The 18432-nt window shown below is 59.1% G+C and carries 12 protein-coding genes; 8 read left to right on the top strand and 4 right to left on the bottom strand.

Translation table 11 applies throughout. The features are described 5' to 3' along the window. Window positions 1-32 precede the first annotated feature (32 nt). From CKALI_RS08930 to CKALI_RS08910, 5 genes are read left to right on the top strand one after another with little or no spacing between them, the layout of a single operon-like run. Entirely contained in the window at window positions 33-3239 is a 3207-nt protein-coding gene (locus CKALI_RS08930; protein WP_156193021.1) for an ATP-dependent helicase, read from the top strand. Beyond that, entirely contained in the window at window positions 3232-6576 is a 3345-nt protein-coding gene (locus tag CKALI_RS08925) for a UvrD-helicase domain-containing protein (RefSeq protein ID WP_156193020.1), read from the top strand. The genes CKALI_RS08930 and CKALI_RS08925 overlap by 8 nt, the downstream gene beginning before the upstream one ends. A gap of 14 nt (window positions 6577-6590) precedes the next feature. Continuing rightward, the gene (locus tag CKALI_RS08920; protein WP_156193019.1) at window positions 6591-7646 is read left to right on the top strand and encodes a potassium channel family protein; all 1056 of its coding nucleotides are present in this window, start codon (window positions 6591-6593) and stop codon (window positions 7644-7646) included. After that, on the top strand, window positions 7647-8444 hold the full coding sequence (locus tag CKALI_RS08915; RefSeq protein ID WP_231580449.1) for an NAD(+) diphosphatase: 798 nt from the start codon (window positions 7647-7649) through the stop codon (window positions 8442-8444). Continuing rightward, entirely contained in the window at window positions 8445-10499 is a 2055-nt protein-coding gene (locus tag CKALI_RS08910; RefSeq protein WP_156193018.1) for an ATP-dependent DNA helicase UvrD2, read from the top strand. Here CKALI_RS08910 and CKALI_RS08905 read toward each other — a convergent pair. Next, entirely contained in the window at window positions 10428-11333 is a 906-nt protein-coding gene (locus CKALI_RS08905) for a hypothetical protein (RefSeq protein ID WP_156193017.1), read from the bottom strand. The two genes, CKALI_RS08910 and CKALI_RS08905, sit on opposite strands and share 72 nt — an antisense overlap. A 20-nt stretch (window positions 11334-11353) precedes the next feature. Between CKALI_RS08905 and CKALI_RS08900 the strand changes: the two genes are divergently transcribed. Further along, entirely contained in the window at window positions 11354-11854 is a 501-nt protein-coding gene (locus CKALI_RS08900) for a M48 metallopeptidase family protein (protein ID WP_156193016.1), read from the top strand. Here the strand turns inward: CKALI_RS08900 and CKALI_RS08895 are convergent. Then, entirely contained in the window at window positions 11851-13152 is a 1302-nt protein-coding gene (locus tag CKALI_RS08895; protein WP_156193015.1) for a zinc-dependent metalloprotease, read from the bottom strand. The genes CKALI_RS08900 and CKALI_RS08895 overlap by 4 nt on opposite strands. Before the next feature lie 91 nt (window positions 13153-13243). Here CKALI_RS08895 and CKALI_RS08890 point away from each other — a divergent pair, with 91 nt between their 5' ends. Then, window positions 13244-14287 carry a YlbL family protein gene (locus tag CKALI_RS08890; protein ID WP_156193014.1) on the top strand — a complete coding sequence of 348 codons (1044 nt, stop codon included), beginning with the start codon at window positions 13244-13246 and terminating at the stop codon, window positions 14285-14287. Here CKALI_RS08890 and CKALI_RS08885 read toward each other — a convergent pair. Continuing rightward, entirely contained in the window at window positions 14284-14931 is a 648-nt protein-coding gene (locus CKALI_RS08885) for a hypothetical protein (protein WP_156193013.1), read from the bottom strand. The genes CKALI_RS08890 and CKALI_RS08885 overlap by 4 nt on opposite strands. 4 nt (window positions 14932-14935) lie before the next feature. Further along, on the bottom strand, window positions 14936-15400 hold the full coding sequence (locus CKALI_RS08880; RefSeq protein ID WP_156193012.1) for a PPA1309 family protein: 465 nt from the start codon (window positions 15398-15400) through the stop codon (window positions 14936-14938). Between the two features lie 96 nt (window positions 15401-15496). Here CKALI_RS08880 and CKALI_RS08875 point away from each other — a divergent pair, with 96 nt between their 5' ends. Then, window positions 15497-18418 (top strand): UPF0182 family protein, encoded by a 2922-nt coding sequence (locus CKALI_RS08875; protein WP_156193011.1) that lies wholly within the window; start codon window positions 15497-15499, stop codon window positions 18416-18418. The last annotated feature ends 14 nt before the right edge of the window (window positions 18419-18432 follow it).

The following is an 18432-nucleotide window of genomic DNA, read 5'->3' as shown; positions in this document are numbered from 1 at the left end:
CTAGTGTCCGGTGCCTCTGTCACAATAGATGCATGAATTCCTTCGTTCCATCGTCGCGATTTGCACCGCCTGAAAAACTCAAGGTCACCTTGGTTTCCGCGTCTCCGCCGGCAGGAGAAAATCGCACGTGGGACGGCGAAGCGGCCAAGCTTATTTCTGCCATGAGTGAGCCGAAGCCTGGTGCTTGGCGTGTCACGGGTGTTGCAGATTCCGGCATTACGTCGCTTGTCGTGGACGCTGTCATGGCGCGGATTAAGTCAGGCATCTCACCGTCGAAACTCCTGGTGCTTGCAACGTCGAAGGAATCGGCAGCACTGCTGAGGCGACAATTCGCTCATCTGCTGCCGAGCGTGGGATTCGCCTCTGAGTCTCCGATGGTACGTTCCGTCCACTCTTTCGCCTTTGCGCTCGTGCGTTCAGCTCGTCTCCGCCAGCCTGAGGCACAGGACGATGCCACATTGGGTAAGACCCCGCGTCTCATCACCGGTGCTCATCAAGATCTGATCATCCAAGAACTGCTCCACATTCACGCCGAGAGCCCGGAAAGTTACTGGCCCGAGCAGATTCGTGAAGCTCTCACCTTGGTGGGATTTGCCCGGCAACTGCGTGATTTCCTGTTGCGTGCCCAGGAGCGAGGTCTTGGACCGGAGGACGTTGCCGGACTGGGGCGTGAACATGGCAGGCCAATGTGGGTGGCAGCGGGGCGGTTTCTGCAGGAGTATGAACAGATCTCCCAGCTCAGTGGCGCTCAGCTCTATAATGCCTCCGAGCTCGTGGTCACGGCCCTCGGTCACCTGAATGCCGATCCGGACTTCCTTGCAGATATGCAGGGAAAAGTCGACTCCGTCTTTGTTGACGATGCCCAAAACCTCGATCCCAAGTCGGCAGAGTTGGTCAGCACGTTCGCCAGTTCCGCGCAATGCACTGTGATCGCTGGAAACCCTGAACACTCGGTGTATCACTTCCGTGGAGCTACGCCAGATTTCCTCAAAAATTTCCCGGCGGGGAACGAGGTGGTGTTGGATCGGCGTCGACACGCCCCCGCACAGCGGATCCATTATGCAGAATCGTCGGCGATGGAGAAGCTTGTGGTCGCAGACACACTGCGTCGTGCCCACCTCATTGACGGCATTGCCTGGAAAGATATGGCTGTTATCGTCCGCTCGAGCGGGAGCATCGCAACAGTGCGACGCGCATTGCTTTCTGCAGGGGTGCCCGTGGCACTCGAACCAACTGCCCTCGTACTCAGCGAACAACGCCTGGTGTCCGGCTTACTGCTGGCACTCAAGGCAGTGCAAGAGCCACTGTCCGCGCGGGAGTTGGAAGAGCTCCTCCTTGGGCCGATCGGTGGGGCGGATGCCGTCACGCTACGACGATTGCTCCGAGGACTTCGCCAAGCGGAGATGAAAATTGGCGGGACAAGGCGCGCGAGTGACGTCCTGGCTCAGGCTGTCGCGAGCCCAGGACAGCTTCCGGATTCGTTTATGGACCACCTCACCCCACGTGAACGAGACATCCTCGAGCGAGTGACCGCCGTGATCGCCGCAGGCCGTACTGCGCAGGAATCTGGTGCTTCCATCGAGCTCGTGCTCTGGGAAGTATGGGACGCGACCGGGCTGTCCGACAGACTCATGGCAGCGTCGCTGCGCGGCGGAGCAGTAGGCAGTCAGGCAGACATCGATCTTGATGCGGTGATGGCCCTTTTCGACACAGCCGGTGACTTTGTGGAACGCAACCCACGCGCACCCCTGGAACGCTTCGTCGAATCAATTACTAGCCAAGATTTGCCCAGCGGAACTCGCGACAGACGTGGGTTTGAACCGGACGCCGTTTCAGTCCTCACCGCCCATGGAAGCTTCGGCCAACAATGGCCCGTCGTGGTGGTCCACGGTGTCCAGGAGGGAGTATGGCCCGCACTTGGAGAAACCGGTTCGTTTTTCGGACAAGAAGAGCTTGTTGAGCTGCATGACCGTGGTATTGATCCCAACATCATCACGTCCAAGACGGCAGACAAAGTAGCTGAAGAACGCCGACTTTTCGGCTTGGCAAGCTCGCGTGCCACTGAGGTGTTGGCGGTGACAGCAGTTGTTGCTCCCGATTCGGATGAGGTAGATGAGCCATCTCGGTTCCTCGAGGAGCTATCAAACAGTCCCGATGTGCAGGTCAGCTATGACGGAGCGCGGGAGACATTTGCGGAGTACGTCAGCAACGACCAGTTGCTGGGCGAGCAACAGCGGTTTCCTCGATTGCTTTCGGTCCCGAGTATCGTTGCTGAACTGCGCCGTGCGCTCACTGAACCTTCCACTCCGCCGGAGGCTAGAGCCGAAGCCGCTCGACAATTGGCGCGCCTGGCCGAGGCCGGTGTCTACGGCGCGCATCCTGACCACTGGTGGGGATTGGCTGCGCCTTCAGAACAAGAACCAGTGTTGCGCCCTGCACCTCGAGTCCGGCTCTCGCCATCCAAGATCGAAAGCGCGCTGGTGTGTCCGCTACGAACGGTCTTCAGTAGTTACGGCGAAGATGACGACAGCCCGCTCTACCTGTACAAGGGCATCCTCATTCACGCAGGCGCCGAGGCTTTTGCCGCCGGGGTTCCCCGTGGGGAGATCGAAGAGATTCTACTCACCGCTTTCATCGACAACACCGAGTTTCCAGTTTGGCAACGCGACAACGAGGTGGCTGACTTCCGTCGAACTGTCACACGCACAATGGATTGGTTGGGCGCGAGAACCTTTGAATTGGTCGGCGCAGAGATCAGCGTTGACGTGGAGGTCAGCAAGCTTGCCGACGGCACTCCCATCGATATCTACGGCCGCATGGATCGCCTCGAACGCGAGGACAACGGGAACCTGTGGGTGATCGACCTCAAGACCGGAAAAACTGCTGTCACAGACAAAAAGATCTCTGCGCACCCACAGCTGTTCGCCTATCAATTGGCGCTTGCTGGTGGGGAGATTGTCGAAGGCAAGGTTGAGGGCAGAGGACAAACTCCAAATCCAGAGGCGCTTGGTGGAGGAGTGCTAGTTTACCCGGCAACAGATAACAAAGGAGTCACAACGAGGGCGCAAGCTCCGAAAACAACCGAAGAACTCGATGAGTTTGCAAGCCTGTTGCCCGGTGTTGTCGCTGCAATGACTGGCCCTACTTTCAAGGCCGTAGAAAACAGTGCCTGCAGCAACTGCGTGTTGAAGAAAATGTGCCCAGCTCACCCCGAAGGTAAGGCCCTTACTGATGTTTAATGCCAAGATCTCCCCGGAAAAGTTGGCCGAGGCTCAGGGACAGAAGTTTCCACCGACCCCGCAACAAGCCGCGGTCATTGGTGCAGCTCCCGGACCGATGCTCGTGGTTGCTGGTGCAGGAGCCGGCAAGACCGAGACCATGGCCAACCGCGTCGTGTGGTTGGTAGCCAACGGCTTCATTGAACCCGAGCGTGTGCTCGGCCTGACCTTCACCAGAAAAGCCGCGCTCGAACTGCGTCAGCGCATCAAGCAGCGTCTTGCCACATTTGCACTCACGCCGACGGCTCGTGACATAGACCCCACGGGGGCGTTGCTACGTCTGCTGGAGAACATCAACCCCACGGTGTCTACCTATGACTCCTATGCGGGGAGACTCGTTTCTGAGTATGGCTTGCTGCTACCCGTGGAGCCGACCGCGCGCCTGATCACCGACACCGAACTCTTCACGATCGCACGGGATGTCGTGCTCAACTACGGCGGTCAATTGTCTGTCACCACTCAACCCAAGTCGGTGACCGAAGATTTGCTTAAGCTGTCCGCAGACATTGACAATCACATGGCCGATCTCGACGAAATTGCCACGGAATCCGAGAGTTTCCTGCGGCTTTACGACGATCCCATCAACGATAAAGGCAAGACAGCCCCCTACAACGACAAAGATCGAAGTAGCATTGCGGCGCAACAAAAGCGCCTTGACTTCCTGCCCATGGTGAAGATCCTGCGCGAAAGACTCCAAGAGCTGGAGGTGCTCACGTTTGGCCAGCAGATGACCTTGGCGGCTCAACTAGCTTCGACGCATGCAGAGGTTGGTGCCCGGGAACGCGCAAAGTTCGGTGTCGTCATGCTCGACGAGTACCAAGACACCTCGCATACCCAGCGGGTTTTACTCCGGAGCCTTTTCGGCGGGCATGATCCCAACCTCACTGTGACTGCGGTGGGCGACCCAATGCAGTCAATTTACGGCTGGCGTGGCGCCACGGCAGCAAACTTAGAGCGCTTTGTCAACGATTTTCCGCAGGTGAACAAATCCGGAGAAGTGTTGGCTCCTGCGCCAAAACTCGAGCTCACCACCTCATTCCGCAACCCTTCCGATGTCTTGGCTGGCGCCAATGCTATTGCTGATCATGCCTTCCGCGACCGTCCGGTTTCTCAGCGACCGGTGCAACCATTGGATGCCCTTGACTCGCGTGGGAAAGGTGATGTTCGCATCGGTTGGTTTGCAACGAAGCAAGAAGAAATAGCTTGGATCGCGGATACCTTCGCTGCGATCTTCCACGCTCCGCGCGAAAAAGAGTTCACCGGCGCGGTGCTCGTTCGCAAGCGCAAACACATCGCTGACATCGCCGAGGCGCTCCAAGACCGGGGTGTACCTGTCGAAATCGTCGGCCTGGCCGGGCTGCTGTCGATGCCCGAAATCGCTGATCTCAACGCCATCGCTTCGATGCTCATCAACCCGCAAGACAATGCGGCTGCCCTGCGAATCCTGACAGGGCCCGCTGTCAACCTCGGTGCCAACGACATCATTGCCCTGCACAAGCGAGTGCGAAACCTCGCCGGCCGGGCCTCAGATAGCCCGGATGCAGCACCGACGGATCCACGAGAGAAGCTCCAGTGGATCATCGACAATGCTCACAGCCCGGACCCCAGCGTCACCGCAGGGCTTACCGACGCCATCGCCGACCTTGGCGAACCAGAAAAGTACTCCGCTGAGGGCTATCGGCGCCTAAGTGAACTGGCCGCCGCCTTGCGTTACCTCAGAACGCACAGTGTGGGGCGCAGTATCAGTGACCTTTACGCGGATATCGAAGAGGTCATGGGGATCCGCACCGAAGTACTCGCTCGCCAGGATCCCTTGGTCGACGGCAGCCACGGCACGTCCCATCTAGACGCCTTCGCTCAGCAAGTTGCGGCCTTCGAGCGAACCCCGGGTGCGACCTTGCGCGGGCTGCTCGAGTACTTCGAGCTTGCTCAAGACCAGGAAGACGGATTTGAGCCTGGTGAAGTTTCGGTGCGTTCCGAGCGAGTGCAGTTGCTCACGGTGCACAAGTCCAAGGGGTTGGAGTGGCAGCACGTTGCCGTTATTCATGCCGACAATAAGACGTACCTGGACGAAAGCACCAAGGGCGCTTCAACTGAAACCTGGATGCGCACGTTTACCGCAATCCCCTCGGCGCTACGTGGCGACGCCCGATCGGAGGACGATCTCACCGGTGCACCCGTTTTCGAGCTGGGAGATTTTGACACGCTGAAGGAGCTGCGTACCGCTGTAGACGAACACATCGGAGAATTCCGCTCTAACTACGAAGCCGAGTCTGCACGCTTATTTTATGTCGCTGTTACCCGCAGTGAGGAAACTCTGCTGGTAAGTGCGTCCTACAACGGGAAGGAACGCCAGTACGCCAACGCGCCATACTCGCACCTTTTGACCTGGAAAAAGACGTTGCCAGAGTCTGTCGTGCAGTGGGCCGAGGAACTCGTGCCCGGAAGCGATGAAACAGATGCCGTCACAGCCACATTTCCATACAACGCACTGGGGGAGCGCCGCGGGGCAGTTAAGGCCGCCGCTGAAGCTGTCCGGGCAGCGATGACTGAGCCTCCAGTATCGCGCGCGCAGCAAAGCGAACTCACCACCCAATGGGAGGAAGACGTGAACGCGTTGTTGGAGGAGCACGCCAACCGGGGCAGGGCTGCAATCGATGTGCCTGTGCTGCGCGAGCTTACTGCAACCCAGCTGGTCAGTCTGAAAGAAAACCCGGAGGCCTTTGCCAAGCGCAGTATGCGTCCGGTGCCGTTCAAACCGAATTCCTACGCCAAACGAGGCACCGCGTTTCATGAATGGCTCGAGCGACATTTCGGTGGTTCCGCATTGTTGGAGAGTGATCAGCTGCCAGGATCTGAGGAAGAAGCCTTGGGTGATGCTACGGTGGAGCAACTCAAGGAGCAGTTCCTTGCTTCTGAATGGGCTGACAAAACTCCCGCGCGAGTGGAACAACCGTTTGAAATCACCGTCGGTTCCCACGTTGTCCGAGGCAGAATGGATGCCATCTTCCACGATGGCGCTGACCAACGTCGGGGCTGGATGATCGTCGACTGGAAGACCGGACAGCCACCGACAGGAGAGCAGCTTCGGAATGTCAGCCTGCAACTCGCTGTCTATCGACTCGCTTGGGCGCAACTACTCAGTGCGGAGCTCGGAGAAACAGTGGATCCGACGGAGATCCGGGCGGCGTTTTACTACGTCGCGGCAGGTTTCCCGCTGGAGCCAGGTAAACTACCTGACGCGAGTGAATTGGCCAGCTTGCTGCAGCCTGGTAGCGTCCAGGTGCCCGAACGATAGGACGAGGAGCGCAGATGCGAAATAGGATAGGGGACCGGTTCCGTGGCGACATGGAACTGAGCGATCTGCCGGATCACGCACTGACGAATATCGTTAATATTCCCGGTTCGCGGTACGCCAGCCCGTGGGCGCTGATCATTCGGCGGTTCATTTACGCTACGATTCTGCTCGCTCTGGTGGCTGTCCTCGCCTACCTCGACGAAGGCGGCTACACCGAGCATCTGACGTTTATTGATGCGGTTTACTATTCCGCGGTGTCGATGTCGACCACTGGCTACGGTGACATCACCCCAGTCACGCAGCATGCGCGACTGATGAACATCATCATTATCACCCCGCTTCGAATTGCCTTCCTGATTCTTTTGGTTGGCACTACCTTGTCCGTTCTGACGGAAGAATCCCGTCGCGCACTGCAAATTCAACGTTGGAGGAAGCGCTTGCGTAATCACACCGTGGTCATCGGATTCGGCACCAAGGGCCGCTCCGCCGTCGCAGCTCTGCTGGCCGACGGCACGCCGGCCAGCCAGATCGTAGTCATTGATTCTGACCCCATTGCTCTCGAGCTTGCCTCAAATCAGGGCCTGGCTACAGTTCATGGGTCGGCCACAAAATCAGACGTGCTGAAGCTCGCAGGTGTCACCCGAGCAAAGGCCGTTGTCGTGGCCCCAAACCTCGACGACACTGCAGTTCTGGTCACCTTGTCGGTGCGTGAGATCGCGCCAAGCGCCATGATCGTGGCCAGTGTGCGCGAGTCGGAGAATATGCACCTGCTAAAACAGTCCGGTGCAGATTCCGTGGTCATTTCTTCCGAAACCGCCGGCCGCTTGCTGGGGCTGGCGACAGTGACACCGTCCGTGGTGGAAATGATGGAAGACCTACTCTCCCCGGATGAGGGATTCTCCATTGCCGAACGACTCGTCGGGGAAGACGAAGTCGGCGCCAACCCACGTCACCTTGCAGACATTGTCCTGGGTGTCGTGCGCTCTGGTGAGCTTTACCGAATCGATGCCCCGGAAGCGGAGATCGTGGAGCCGGGCGACCGTTTGCTCTATGTGCGTCGCGTGTTCTAAATGACCCTGCTGCTTGTCACTGCGGATTACCGCATCCTCGTCGATGCCTCCGGCACGCCCGTTTGGCTGCCGCTAGAGGCCGTCGAGGAAGAGCGCTATCTAGAAGCACTGATGTACGTCCCACTAAAAGACGCACCAGATGACTTCGACCCACACGTTCCAACCGAGCCAAGTTTCCCGTATGTTGCCGTGCGAGCCACGATAGACGAACAGCACTATTGGGCAGCTCAAGCAGGCGTGCGCTGGGAAACTATCCGTAGCCATCTCAACGCGCCACACTTGGCAGAACCGGTGGCCAAGCTCCGGTTTAGGGAAGAATTTCGTTATCACCCCACAACAGGCAAGCCCTTGCGCCACGGCGGTGGCAGCGCCCACAGCAATGGAGCTCGACCGCTCTTCCCCCGCATTGATCCTGCAGTCATCGGACTCGTCGAGCTAGCAGGCCAAGACAAAATCCTGCTCGGAAAGAATCGGCTTCGACCCGACTACTTCTCCCTCATCGCAGGCTATGTCGGCCCAGGGGAGACACTGGAGGATGCGTGGGCGCGAGAAGTGCTGGAAGAAACCGGGCGCCGAATCGAAGAAATCCAGTACTGGGGATCGCAGCCGTGGCCGTCGTCAGGCTCGCTCATGATCGCATTCCGCGCCGTGACATCTGATGAAGAGGCATCACAGGCGACTGACGGTGAGCTTGCAGAAATCCTGTGGGCGACTAGAGAAGACCTGGCCAGCTTGCCGTTGGCAGCGCCGGGCAGCATCGCTAGAAAGCTGATTGATCAGTGGTGGAAGGAGCGCTAGATGATAGACCTCAATGAATTGGACGAGGACCAACGGCGGGCAGCCACCGCGCCTCGTGGGCCAGTCTGTATCCTCGCCGGCGCGGGAACAGGTAAAACGCGCACCATTACTTATCGCATCGCGCACCTGATCGACCAAGGGTTCGTCAGCCAAAACCGGGTGCTAGCCGTGACATTCACCAATCGCGCGGCAGCGGAAATGCGTCATCGACTAGGGCTCATGGGTATCGGCGCCGTCCAAGCTCGAACGTTTCACTCCGCCGCGCTTCGGCAGCTGAAGTACTTTTGGCCACAGATTGCAGGAAATCTGCCGTGGCGCATGCTGGATAACAAGTTCCCACTGGTCGCGCGGGCAGCCAGAACTGTGGGAGTGGAGTCAAACACCGAAAACCTTAGGGACTTACTGGGAGAAATCGAGTGGGCAAAGGCGAGCCTCATCACCCCGCAGCAGTATGCCGAGGCCGTCGATAAGGCGCATCGAACCCCACCAGTTCCCGCCGAGAAGGTAGCCGAGGTGTACACGCTATACGAGGCTGGCAAGAACACCGACTCGGGCATGATGCTCGACTTCAATGATCTGCTGCTGCACACCGCGGGTGCATTGGAAAATTCGCCGGCAGTGGCTGAGGAGTTTCGGGAGCAGTATCGCAGCTTTGTCGTGGACGAATACCAGGACGTGACCCCCCTTCAGCAGCGTGTCTTGCAAGCCTGGCTGGGGCAGCGAGACGACCTCACTGTGGTGGGTGATGCGAATCAGACCATTTACTCCTTCACCGGTGCGACCCCGAACTTTCTGTTGGATTTTTCACGCACATACCCGCACGCCACGGTGGCTAGGCTGCAGCGAGACTACCGTTCGACTCCAGAGATAACGAAGCTGGCAAACACCGTGATCGGAAAGGCAACAGGTCGGGTCGCCGGCACGCGCCTTGAGCTGATCGGTATGCGCCCGACAGGTCCCGAGCCGACATTTACCTCCTATCCTGATGAGCCCGCGGAGGCACGGGAGATCGCCAAGCGCATAAAAACGCTCATGGAACAAGGCACACCCGCCAGGGAAATTGCCGTGCTCTACCGCATCAATGCCCAGTCAGCGGTCTTTGAACAGGCGCTTGCCGACGAAGGCATCGTGTACCAAGTGCGAGGCGGCGAAGGATTCTTCCAGCGCAATGAGATCAAGCAAGCAATCACCCAACTCGTGCGTGCAGCGCAGCGCACTGACCTGCCCGAAGAAGCGATAGGCCCTCAGGTCGCAGTGGTTGCCCGCGCGGCCCTCGCCCCAATGGGACTAACGAAAGAACAACCCGAAGGTGCGGAGGCCCGGGAGCGCTGGCAGATGCTCACCGCCCTCATCGAGTTGATCGAAGAGCTCGGCACCGCCACGCCAGATTCCACCCTGCAAGATATCTTGGGTCAACTGCGACAACGCGCTGAGGCCAAGGCTCCGCCGACTGTGGACGGTGTCACGCTGGCTTCTTTGCATGCTGCCAAGGGCCTCGAGTGGGATGCCGTGTTCCTGGCCGGTCTGGTGGAAAACACCTTGCCGATCTCCTTCGCCATCAAAGCAGGAGATGAGCAAGTGGAGGAAGAACGGCGCTTGTTCTACGTGGGAATCACCCGCGCTAGGGAGCATCTGCACTGCTCGTGGGCACTGGCCAGACAGGAAGGCGGCCGGCAGTCGCGCAAACGCAGCCGCTTCCTAGACGGCATCGTCATAGAAGCGGCTGACGTGCCACCGCGCAGCGCGCGCCCAAAACGCTGCCGATCCTGTGGCAAGACGCTGACCTCGCCGCAGGAGAAGGTGGTGGGGCGATGCGACGACTGCCCATCCACAGCCGACGACGCGCTTTTCGACAGGCTTCGGGAATGGCGATTGGACATCGCGAAGGAAATGCAGGTTCCGGCCTACATCGTCTTCACCGACGCCACCTTGATGGCAGTGGCGGAAGCTCGACCTCAAGACGAGGCGGAGCTGCTGGAGATCTCAGGCATCGGACCAGTCAAGGTAGCTAATTTCGGGCAGTCCCTCCTCCAAGTACTGCGCTTCGAAACATAACGGGCAGCCGTCATGCCGCCCAACTTCAAAGCGTTGCGTCTGCCCGAAAGGATCCACCTGCACCACTTGGCCGGGTAACCAGGAACGACCGGGATTGCCCAAAGCTGGAACGTCCAACCCAAAGAATGACAAGACGACGGCCGCGGTCTGAGCTGCGGTCGCCGCTACTGTCACCGGGGCGCCGGAAGGCGAGGAACCAGGTATCTGAGTCAGCACCTGCGGCCAGTGGGGATCAACGTCGGTGCGGTGCAATTGCAGGCATAGTGGACAAGGTCCGAGAGAGTGCGTTGCGATGGGGCCGATAAGGCCACGGCCGTCGATAAGCTGCACCGGAACGAAAAATTCGCGCTTGCCATTGCGCACCGCAGGACCCAGGGCGCGGGCGTGGGCGAGCCTGTCGACAGCCACCAACGGCATCTCCGGCTGCAGGTCTTTGATGAACTTATGGTCGGTCTCGCCACGCAACGGACGGCGTACGATGCAGTCGCTTCCGCGCAGTAGTTCGCAGATAGCGCCCGCGAGCGGGCCACGCCCAACAAGCGCAATGGAGGGCTGCTGGCGGGGGAGCGTGCGCAAAATGCCGTAGGCAGTGAGCTCGGCGATGAGAGCGCGGGAGGCGTCTTCGGTGAGTCCGGATTCCTGCAACCTCAGGAGTAAAGCATGCTCGGCGATCCCAGTTCGGCAAGCAGAAAGCGCCGACACCACCGGGCCGATGTGCTGCGGGGCGATGGAATCGATGACCCCGGAGGTGGTGGCGTCCACCCCGAATTGGATCGCTGGCCCTGGTCTCACCACAATTCGGGCAGCGTCAGATAGCTTTAGTTTGTCCCCCATGTGCCATAGAATATCGTGACATGGCGCGAGAGGTAGAGGTAATTCGTTCAGGTAGGCGAAAGCGCACGATCAGCGCCAAATTGGTGGGGGAGAAGATTCAGGTACGCGTGCCGGAGGGCATGCCTGCGCGGGACGAGGAACGCGAGGTCGCGCAGCTTGTGCAGCGTCTTGAGGCGAAGCTCGCGAAGAATGCCAGTTCACTCTCCGATGCTGATTTGGAACGTCGTGCCCGCCAGTTGAACAACGAAGTCCTGGAAGGGCGCGCCGACTTCACCCGAATCCGCTGGGTGACCAACCAAAACTCCCGGTGGGCGTCGTGTACAGCCGTGACCGGGGAGATCCGCGTCTCGCACCGCTTGCAGGACGTGCCGAGCTACGTGCTGGATGCGGTGATCGTCCACGAGCTCGTCCATACCTTTATTCGCTCCGGCCACTCCGCAGAGTTCTGGGAGTGGGCCGATCGCGCTCCACTGGCTGAACGAGCGAAAGGCTACCTAGAGGCCTACGCCCGCCAGTTTTAGTCTTCCTTGCCCTCGTCGTCCTTCTTCTCGGCCTCGTTCTTCAGCATTTCTTCGAGAGCGTTGATTTCTGCGATGGGGTCGAATTCATCGTTGCCACCCTGGTCCAGCAGTGCGTCGATGAAGGCGGCGGAGTTGTCGAGGTCTTCGGCAACAGGCAAGAAGTCCGGGTGATCCCAGATCGCATCGCGACGCTGCATACCCACCGCAATTTCCACGCGGCGCCACAGCTCCATTGCTTCAGCGACCTTCGGAGCGGAGAACTCAATGCCCACCACACGGGAGAAGGCCTTTTCCGCAGATCCGCCGGTCGCGCGACGGCGACGCCAGGCTTCATTCAAGGCGCTTGTCGACGGCACTCGTTCGCCCATCGCCTGGGTAACCACCAACTCGACCCAGCCTTCCACCAGCGCGAGCATGGTCTCCAGCCTGCTGGTAGCCCCAGCATTACGGGAAGTGATCTTCGGGGAGAGATCCAGGTTTTGGAGGCGTTGCATTGCCTCTTGAATCTTTTCTGGATCCCCGGATTCGAGGCCGAGTTCGCGTGTGGCTTCCTCGATGTGGGAGGTGTCGATAACTAGCCCAGCGGCGTATTCCTCGACGGAGGACACCAGGCGCTCCACTAGCCATGGCACGTGCTTAAACAGTCGCTGACGGGCGGCTTCACGCGCACACACGTACATGAGGATGTCCAGTTCGGTGACCTCAAGATCCTTGGCTATCGCCTTGACATGCTGCGGCATGATCGCGATGGTGCCACTAGGTACCACTGGCAGGCCGAAATCAGAGCCGGTCAGGGCCTGGCTAGCGAGATCGCCCAGGGAGTGTCCCAGTTGCATGCCGAAGTTCATCCCTGACATGGAATTCATGATCTGCATCATTGGGCCGACCATCTCTCGGGCTTCTTCGGGGAGCTGCTCGAGCTGCGCCTCATTCATGCGCTGAGCTACTGGGGTAACAAATCGCTTCCACGTAGGTAGCGTCGCCTCGAGCCATTGTTCGGCATTCCAGGCGGATACGGTGCCTTCGGAAGATGGAAGGACGGTGGCGTCGTCAAGCCACATGTCGGCCAGGCGCACCGTGTCGGTGACCGCCGAGGTCTCTTGTGGCCCCACCGGCGTGACCTTGCCGATTTGTTGCTTGGCAATGCGCTCAGCTAATTCGTAGTTAACGGGCTCGCTGGAGCCACCGGCTTCGAAACCGCCGCCGAACATTTTGCCGAGCTGATTAAAAAAGTCGCCGAAGTTGCCCCCGGGGCCGCCAAAGTTACCGCCGAAAAAGAAATTATTGTTGTCGCTCATAGTCTCCAAAGTACCGCAGCGCAACCCGTGTTCGGCCGTTCCAGCCCAACGCTGTTAGCGAACAGTGTGCGAGCGGGTAAGGTTGCAAGGCGTGAATCGTCGATCAAGGACCGTTATCTGGGGCGCTATCCCAGTAGTGGCGTTTAGCTACCTCATTTCTGCTCCCACCGTGCCGTTCACGGACATTCCGCTCACCGTGCCTTATGCGGCGGAGGGACCTGGGCCTACCTACAACACCCTGGCGGACTATGAAGGCAAAAACATTGTTGACATCTCCGGCACCGAGGTCGACCGCACCGATGGCAACCTGAACATGACCACGGTGTCTGTGCGCACCCAAATGACCCTCGCCCAAGCGATGAGCCGTTGGCTACTCAGCGACGACACCCTGGTGCCTATTGAATCGATTTTCCCGCCCGATATGTCGGAGGAAGAGATCACCGAGCAAAACCAACTGGCGTTCACTGACTCGGAATCTTCCGCGACGTTGGCTGCCTACAGCTACCTCGGTCGTCCGACCGTGGTGGAGGTCGTGGAAATCATGCCTGAAGCGCCAGCAAAGGACCTAGTCACGGTAGGCGATCAGATCGTGAGCATCGATGACGCTAGTGTTCATTCTCCGACTCAGCTGCGCGAGATGATCGCGGGAAAGAACCCGGGGGACAAGGTCAAGATCGGTTTCTCCGGCGGTGGGCAACACGAGGTGACATTAGGGGAGAACCCGCATACTGGCAAAGGATTCCTTGGCATCACGATGACATCAGTGCCTGCCGATAACACCAAGATCGAGTACAACCTCGAAGACATTGGTGGACCTAGCGCTGGATTGATGTTTTCCCTAGCAGTGGTGGATAAACTGAGCCCGGGCTCGCTAACTGGTGGAAAGTTCATTGCCGGGACGGGCACGATCGATGAAGCCGGAGCTGTTGGACCGATCGGTGGCATCACCCACAAGGTACGTGCGGCCAAGGATGCGGGCGCTCAGGTGTTCCTCACTCCAGCGGCTAACTGCGCGGAGGCGGCGTCAGCAAAGGTGGAGGGAATCACGCTCCTGAAGGTGGGGACCTTGGACGAAGCAGTCCGCCAGCTGGATGCCTACAACACCGGTGGCGCTCCAACTACCTGCGGAAATTAGACCGCTTCGGGCTCGGAGGATGGGGAAGCAGTGGCGGTCGCCGGGCGCTGCGCCAAACCGAGGTCGTAGATTCGCTCCAATGGGTCCTGCTTGTCGGAGGAAACCATCTGCTGCATGGTCAGTCCCTTTTTGTTGTCCACCACGGTAATCACAGCCGTGGTGCCCAGGGTGGACCAACCGACGATCCGGTCGCCGGAGTCTTCCACTACGCGTGAGCTGCGCAGTTCCGTCAGCAGCTGGGTGGTGGACGCAGCTTTGGCATCGCCCTTAAAGAACTGGAACTGACCTACCTCCGGGCCGGTACATGCGCTGGAGTCCGGGATGCCGTTGGGGGCGCAATCTTCAAACATTTGGAAGAACTCTTCCGGGGCCAAAGTGCCATACAGCTCGGCCACCTTGCGTACCGAGGACGCTTCCTTGCGCACTGAAGTGGCTGCCGTCTTCTCCGGGCGTTCGCTAGATACCGGAGCCGAAGTGGTGGCGGATGTAGAAGTTTCGGGATCCGAAGTCTGACTCGCCACAGGAGGAGCGGAAGGTTCCGGGGCCGGAGCGTCCTTGCTGCAGGCAGAAAGGCCAAAGACAGCAACCGAGACGAGCGCGGCTGCGAATCCGGTCTTGAGGCGTGTGGGCACTTCAGCAGTCATTAACCTAAAAATCTTCCGTAGGAGCTTCCAAGGTGTAGCGTAGCGCCTGAATCACCTCTGGCGCTACGCCGGGGCCACCACGAAGATCGATCTTGTCTTCGGCAAACGGTTCCGCCAGCTCTTCCTCCGTGGGGCGAATCTGAAGCAGTGTGAGCTCGGAGCCGTCGCGAAGCACGCCAGAATACAACCGGGCCGGCCGCGCCGGGGCACCTGCGTCGCTGAACATAATTTCCTGCGCCAGCACCACGCCCTCAACTTCTGCGGGCCACGCCACGGTGGGCAGGAAGTCCTCGATCGCGCCGGGGATATTATCCTGCACCACAAGGGCGAGGGGTCCCTCTTCCTCAGGGAGCCCAAGCTTTTCGATGCCCACCAGTGCGAACAACGTTGGGTCTGCGTCCCACCCCTCGGCGTGGATGAAATCCACGGCCTCGAGCATGGCCTTGTTGAGCGCTGCGTTCTGTGTCATGTCCAGCCTTTGCGTGAGTCAGGGGTACTTGGATCCCGGCAATACTAAAATCCGTAGAGTATAGGACAATACCGGCAACCTACGAAGGAGTTGGAATTGGCGACCAGCCTACGACCCCCAGCTAGACGCTCGTCCAAGGGGCTCAGCACCATCCTTACCGTACTGACCCTCATTATCGTCGCAGCGCCACTGGCGGTCACGTATTTCACCGACTGGATGTGGTACGGGGAGGTCGACTACCGTGGCGTGTTCACCACCAAGTTGGTGACCCGCATCATTTTATTCCTGATCTTCTTTATCTTCTCCGCAGCGATCGTGTGGACGGCAGGGTTCCTGGCCTTCCGTAACCGACCCGACACTCTGGATTCCTTTGATCTCGATAGCCCCATCCATGGCTACCGCAAGATGGTGGAAGCATCACTGCGCAAGCTGCTGGTTGGCCTGCCCATCCTCGTTGGTGTGCTTGCAGGACTGGCGGGGCAATCCACCTGGCGCACGGTACTGCTGTTTCTGAACCGTGAAGATTTTGGAGTGAAAGACCCTGAGTTCGGTATGGACCTGGGCTTTTACGCCTTTGTGCTGCCGATGTTCCGTATTATTACGGACACTCTTTCCATCTTGCTGGTTATCGCGTTTTTCATCGCGCTGGTGGGACATTACTTGCTTGGCAGCATCCGAGCAGGTGCCCCAGGAATAAAGAGCTATGTCTCCTACGCGGCCCGCACTCAACTGGCGCTGACCGCCGGTCTCTGGATGCTGGTGAAAGTGGCGGGCTACTGGCTCGACCGCTACGACCTCATGGGCAACCAACACCAAACCTTCCACGGTGCTTCCTACACGGACCTCAATGCCTATCTCCCTGCGAAGATCGTGCTCATGGTCATCGCACTGGTCGTGGCTGCTGCATTCTTCTCCGCGGTATTTCTGAAGGACTTGCGTATTCCGGTGCTCGCTGCCGTCCTCATGCTGTTGTCTTCCTTGGTCATCGGAGTGGCTTGGCCACTCATGATGGAGCAGTTCTCGGTCAAGCCGAACCGTGCGCAAAAGGAAGCTGAATCCATTAGCCGCAACATCGAGATGACCCGTTACGCCTACGGCCTGACCGATGACAAGGTGAAATACGAAACCAACTGGGGCACTGACGGTGCCGGTGCTGAGGAGGTTGCTTCCGACGAAGCCACCTTGTCCAATATTCGACTCCTTGACCCGGAAGTGCTGTCCAAGACGTTCACCCAGCAGCAACAGCTGAAGAACTTCTATGGCTTCCCAGAGACCCTGTCTATTGACCGCTACAACGTCGATGGCCAGCTGCGGGACTACGTTGTCGCCGTGCGTGAGCTCGACCCGAATGCGTTGGCTGGAAACCAGCAGGATTGGATCAACCGCCACACGGTGTACACCCACGGCAATGGTTTCATTGGCGCGCCGGCGAACCAGGTGGATGAAGTTGCTCGCGACGTTGGATCGACGCGTGGCGGCTACCCGCTGTACTCGGTGTCCGACCTGCAGACTCAGGAGCGGGGTGGCGAGAATGACATGGGCATTAAGGTTGAGCAGCCTCGTGTCTACTACGGTCCGGTGATCTCTGATGTGCATCCGAACGTGGACTACGCCATCGTCGGTACCTCTGGAAACCCAGTGGAGTATGACGCGGACGGTGTGAACTTCACCTACGACGGCAATGGCGGCGTGGATGTGTCCAACATCTTCAACCGCGCCATGTTCGCCCTGCGCTACCAGGAAATGAACCTTGTGCTTTCCGACCGCATCGGCGAAGGCTCCAAGATCGTTTTCGAGCGCGACCCACGCACCCGCGTCCAAAAGGTGGCTCCTTGGGTCACCGCCGATTCCGCTACCTACCCTGCGGTTATCGACGGCCGGATCAAGTGGATCGTTGATGGCTACACCACGCTCAACAATCTGCCTTACTCCCAGCGCACTTCGCTGACGGAAGCCACTGAAGATGCTCTCAACCCGGACGGCACTCGCCAGAACTTGATTAATGAGCAGACCAGTTACATCCGCAACTCTGTCAAGGCAACCGTCGATGCTTACGACGGCACTGTGGAACTCTACGAGTTCGATACCCAAGATCCATTGCTGAAGGCATGGAAGGGCGTGTTCCCAGACACCGTCAAGCCGAAGTCTGCAATCCCAGCCGAACTGATGAACCACCTGCGCTACCCGCAGGACATGTTCAAGGTGCAGCGTGAGCTGATGGCGAAGTACCACGTCGAAGATCCTGGCGTGTTCTTCACCAATGACGCCTTCTGGTCCGTCCCAGAAGATCCAACCGTGTCTGAGAAGGGCCGACCACTGAACCAGCCACCGTACTACGTGGTTGCCGCCGACCCTGAGACGGGCAAGTCTTCCTTCCAGTTGATCACGCCGTTCCGTGGCCTGTCTCGCCAGTTCTTGGCTGCCCACATGTCTGTGTCTTCCGACCCGGACAACTACGGCAAGATCACCGTGCGCGCTCTCCCAACTGACACTCAGACCCAGGGTCCGAAGCAGGCGCAGGACACCATGATGTCCTCCGATCAGATCGCACGTGACCGCGCGCTGTGGGAGCAGACCAACAAGCTCACCAACGGCAACCTGCTTACCCTCCCCGTCGGCGGCGGGAAGATCTTGTACGTGGAGCCGATCTACTCGCAGCGTAAGGACCAGGAATCTGCGTTCCCGAAGCTGCTTCGCGTGCTGGTGTCCTATGACGGCAAGGTGGGCTACGCGCCGACGATTGCTGAGGCCCTCTCTCAGGTGGGAATCGATCCTCGCGCTGCGAGCGACCTTGATGAGGCCAAGGACATCGAAAAGCCTGCAGAAGGCGCCCCAGCCCCGGCACCGGACGCGCCTGCCCCGGCACCGGATGCTCCGGTTGACCAAGCTGCTGCGGTAGAAAATCTCCGCAAGGCGCTGGACAAGTTGGGCGAGGCCAAGTCTAAGTCCCACGAGGAGTACGGCAAGGCGCTCGACGAGCTGGACAAGGCAGTTGCCGAGGTTCAGAAAGGTCAGTAGTAACTGATCGAAGA

This window comes from Corynebacterium kalinowskii, assembly GCF_009734385.1.
In the GTDB taxonomy this organism is placed as follows: domain Bacteria; phylum Actinomycetota; class Actinomycetes; order Mycobacteriales; family Mycobacteriaceae; genus Corynebacterium; species Corynebacterium kalinowskii.
The sequence above is the reverse complement of the archived record's forward strand: the minus strand, read 5'-3'. Positions and strand labels throughout refer to the sequence as shown.

Excerpts from the sequence above, each read along its gene's own strand:
- CKALI_RS08930 (WP_156193021.1), top strand. The coding sequence starts at position 33 with ATGAATTCCTTCGTTCCATCGTCGCGATTTGCACCGCCTGAAAAACTC.
- CKALI_RS08925 (WP_156193020.1), top strand. The coding sequence starts at position 3,232 with ATGTTTAATGCCAAGATCTCCCCGGAAAAGTTGGCCGAGGCTCAGGGA.
- CKALI_RS08920 (WP_156193019.1), top strand. The coding sequence starts at position 6,591 with ATGCGAAATAGGATAGGGGACCGGTTCCGTGGCGACATGGAACTGAGC.
- CKALI_RS08915 (WP_231580449.1), top strand. The coding sequence starts at position 7,647 with ATGACCCTGCTGCTTGTCACTGCGGATTACCGCATCCTCGTCGATGCC.
- CKALI_RS08910 (WP_156193018.1), top strand. The coding sequence starts at position 8,445 with ATGATAGACCTCAATGAATTGGACGAGGACCAACGGCGGGCAGCCACC.
- CKALI_RS08905 (WP_156193017.1), bottom strand. The coding sequence starts at position 11,333 with ATGGGGGACAAACTAAAGCTATCTGACGCTGCCCGAATTGTGGTGAGA.
- CKALI_RS08900 (WP_156193016.1), top strand. The coding sequence starts at position 11,354 with ATGGCGCGAGAGGTAGAGGTAATTCGTTCAGGTAGGCGAAAGCGCACG.
- CKALI_RS08895 (WP_156193015.1), bottom strand. The coding sequence starts at position 13,152 with ATGAGCGACAACAATAATTTCTTTTTCGGCGGTAACTTTGGCGGCCCC.
- CKALI_RS08885 (WP_156193013.1), bottom strand. The coding sequence starts at position 14,931 with ATGACTGCTGAAGTGCCCACACGCCTCAAGACCGGATTCGCAGCCGCG.
- CKALI_RS08880 (WP_156193012.1), bottom strand. The coding sequence starts at position 15,400 with ATGACACAGAACGCAGCGCTCAACAAGGCCATGCTCGAGGCCGTGGAT.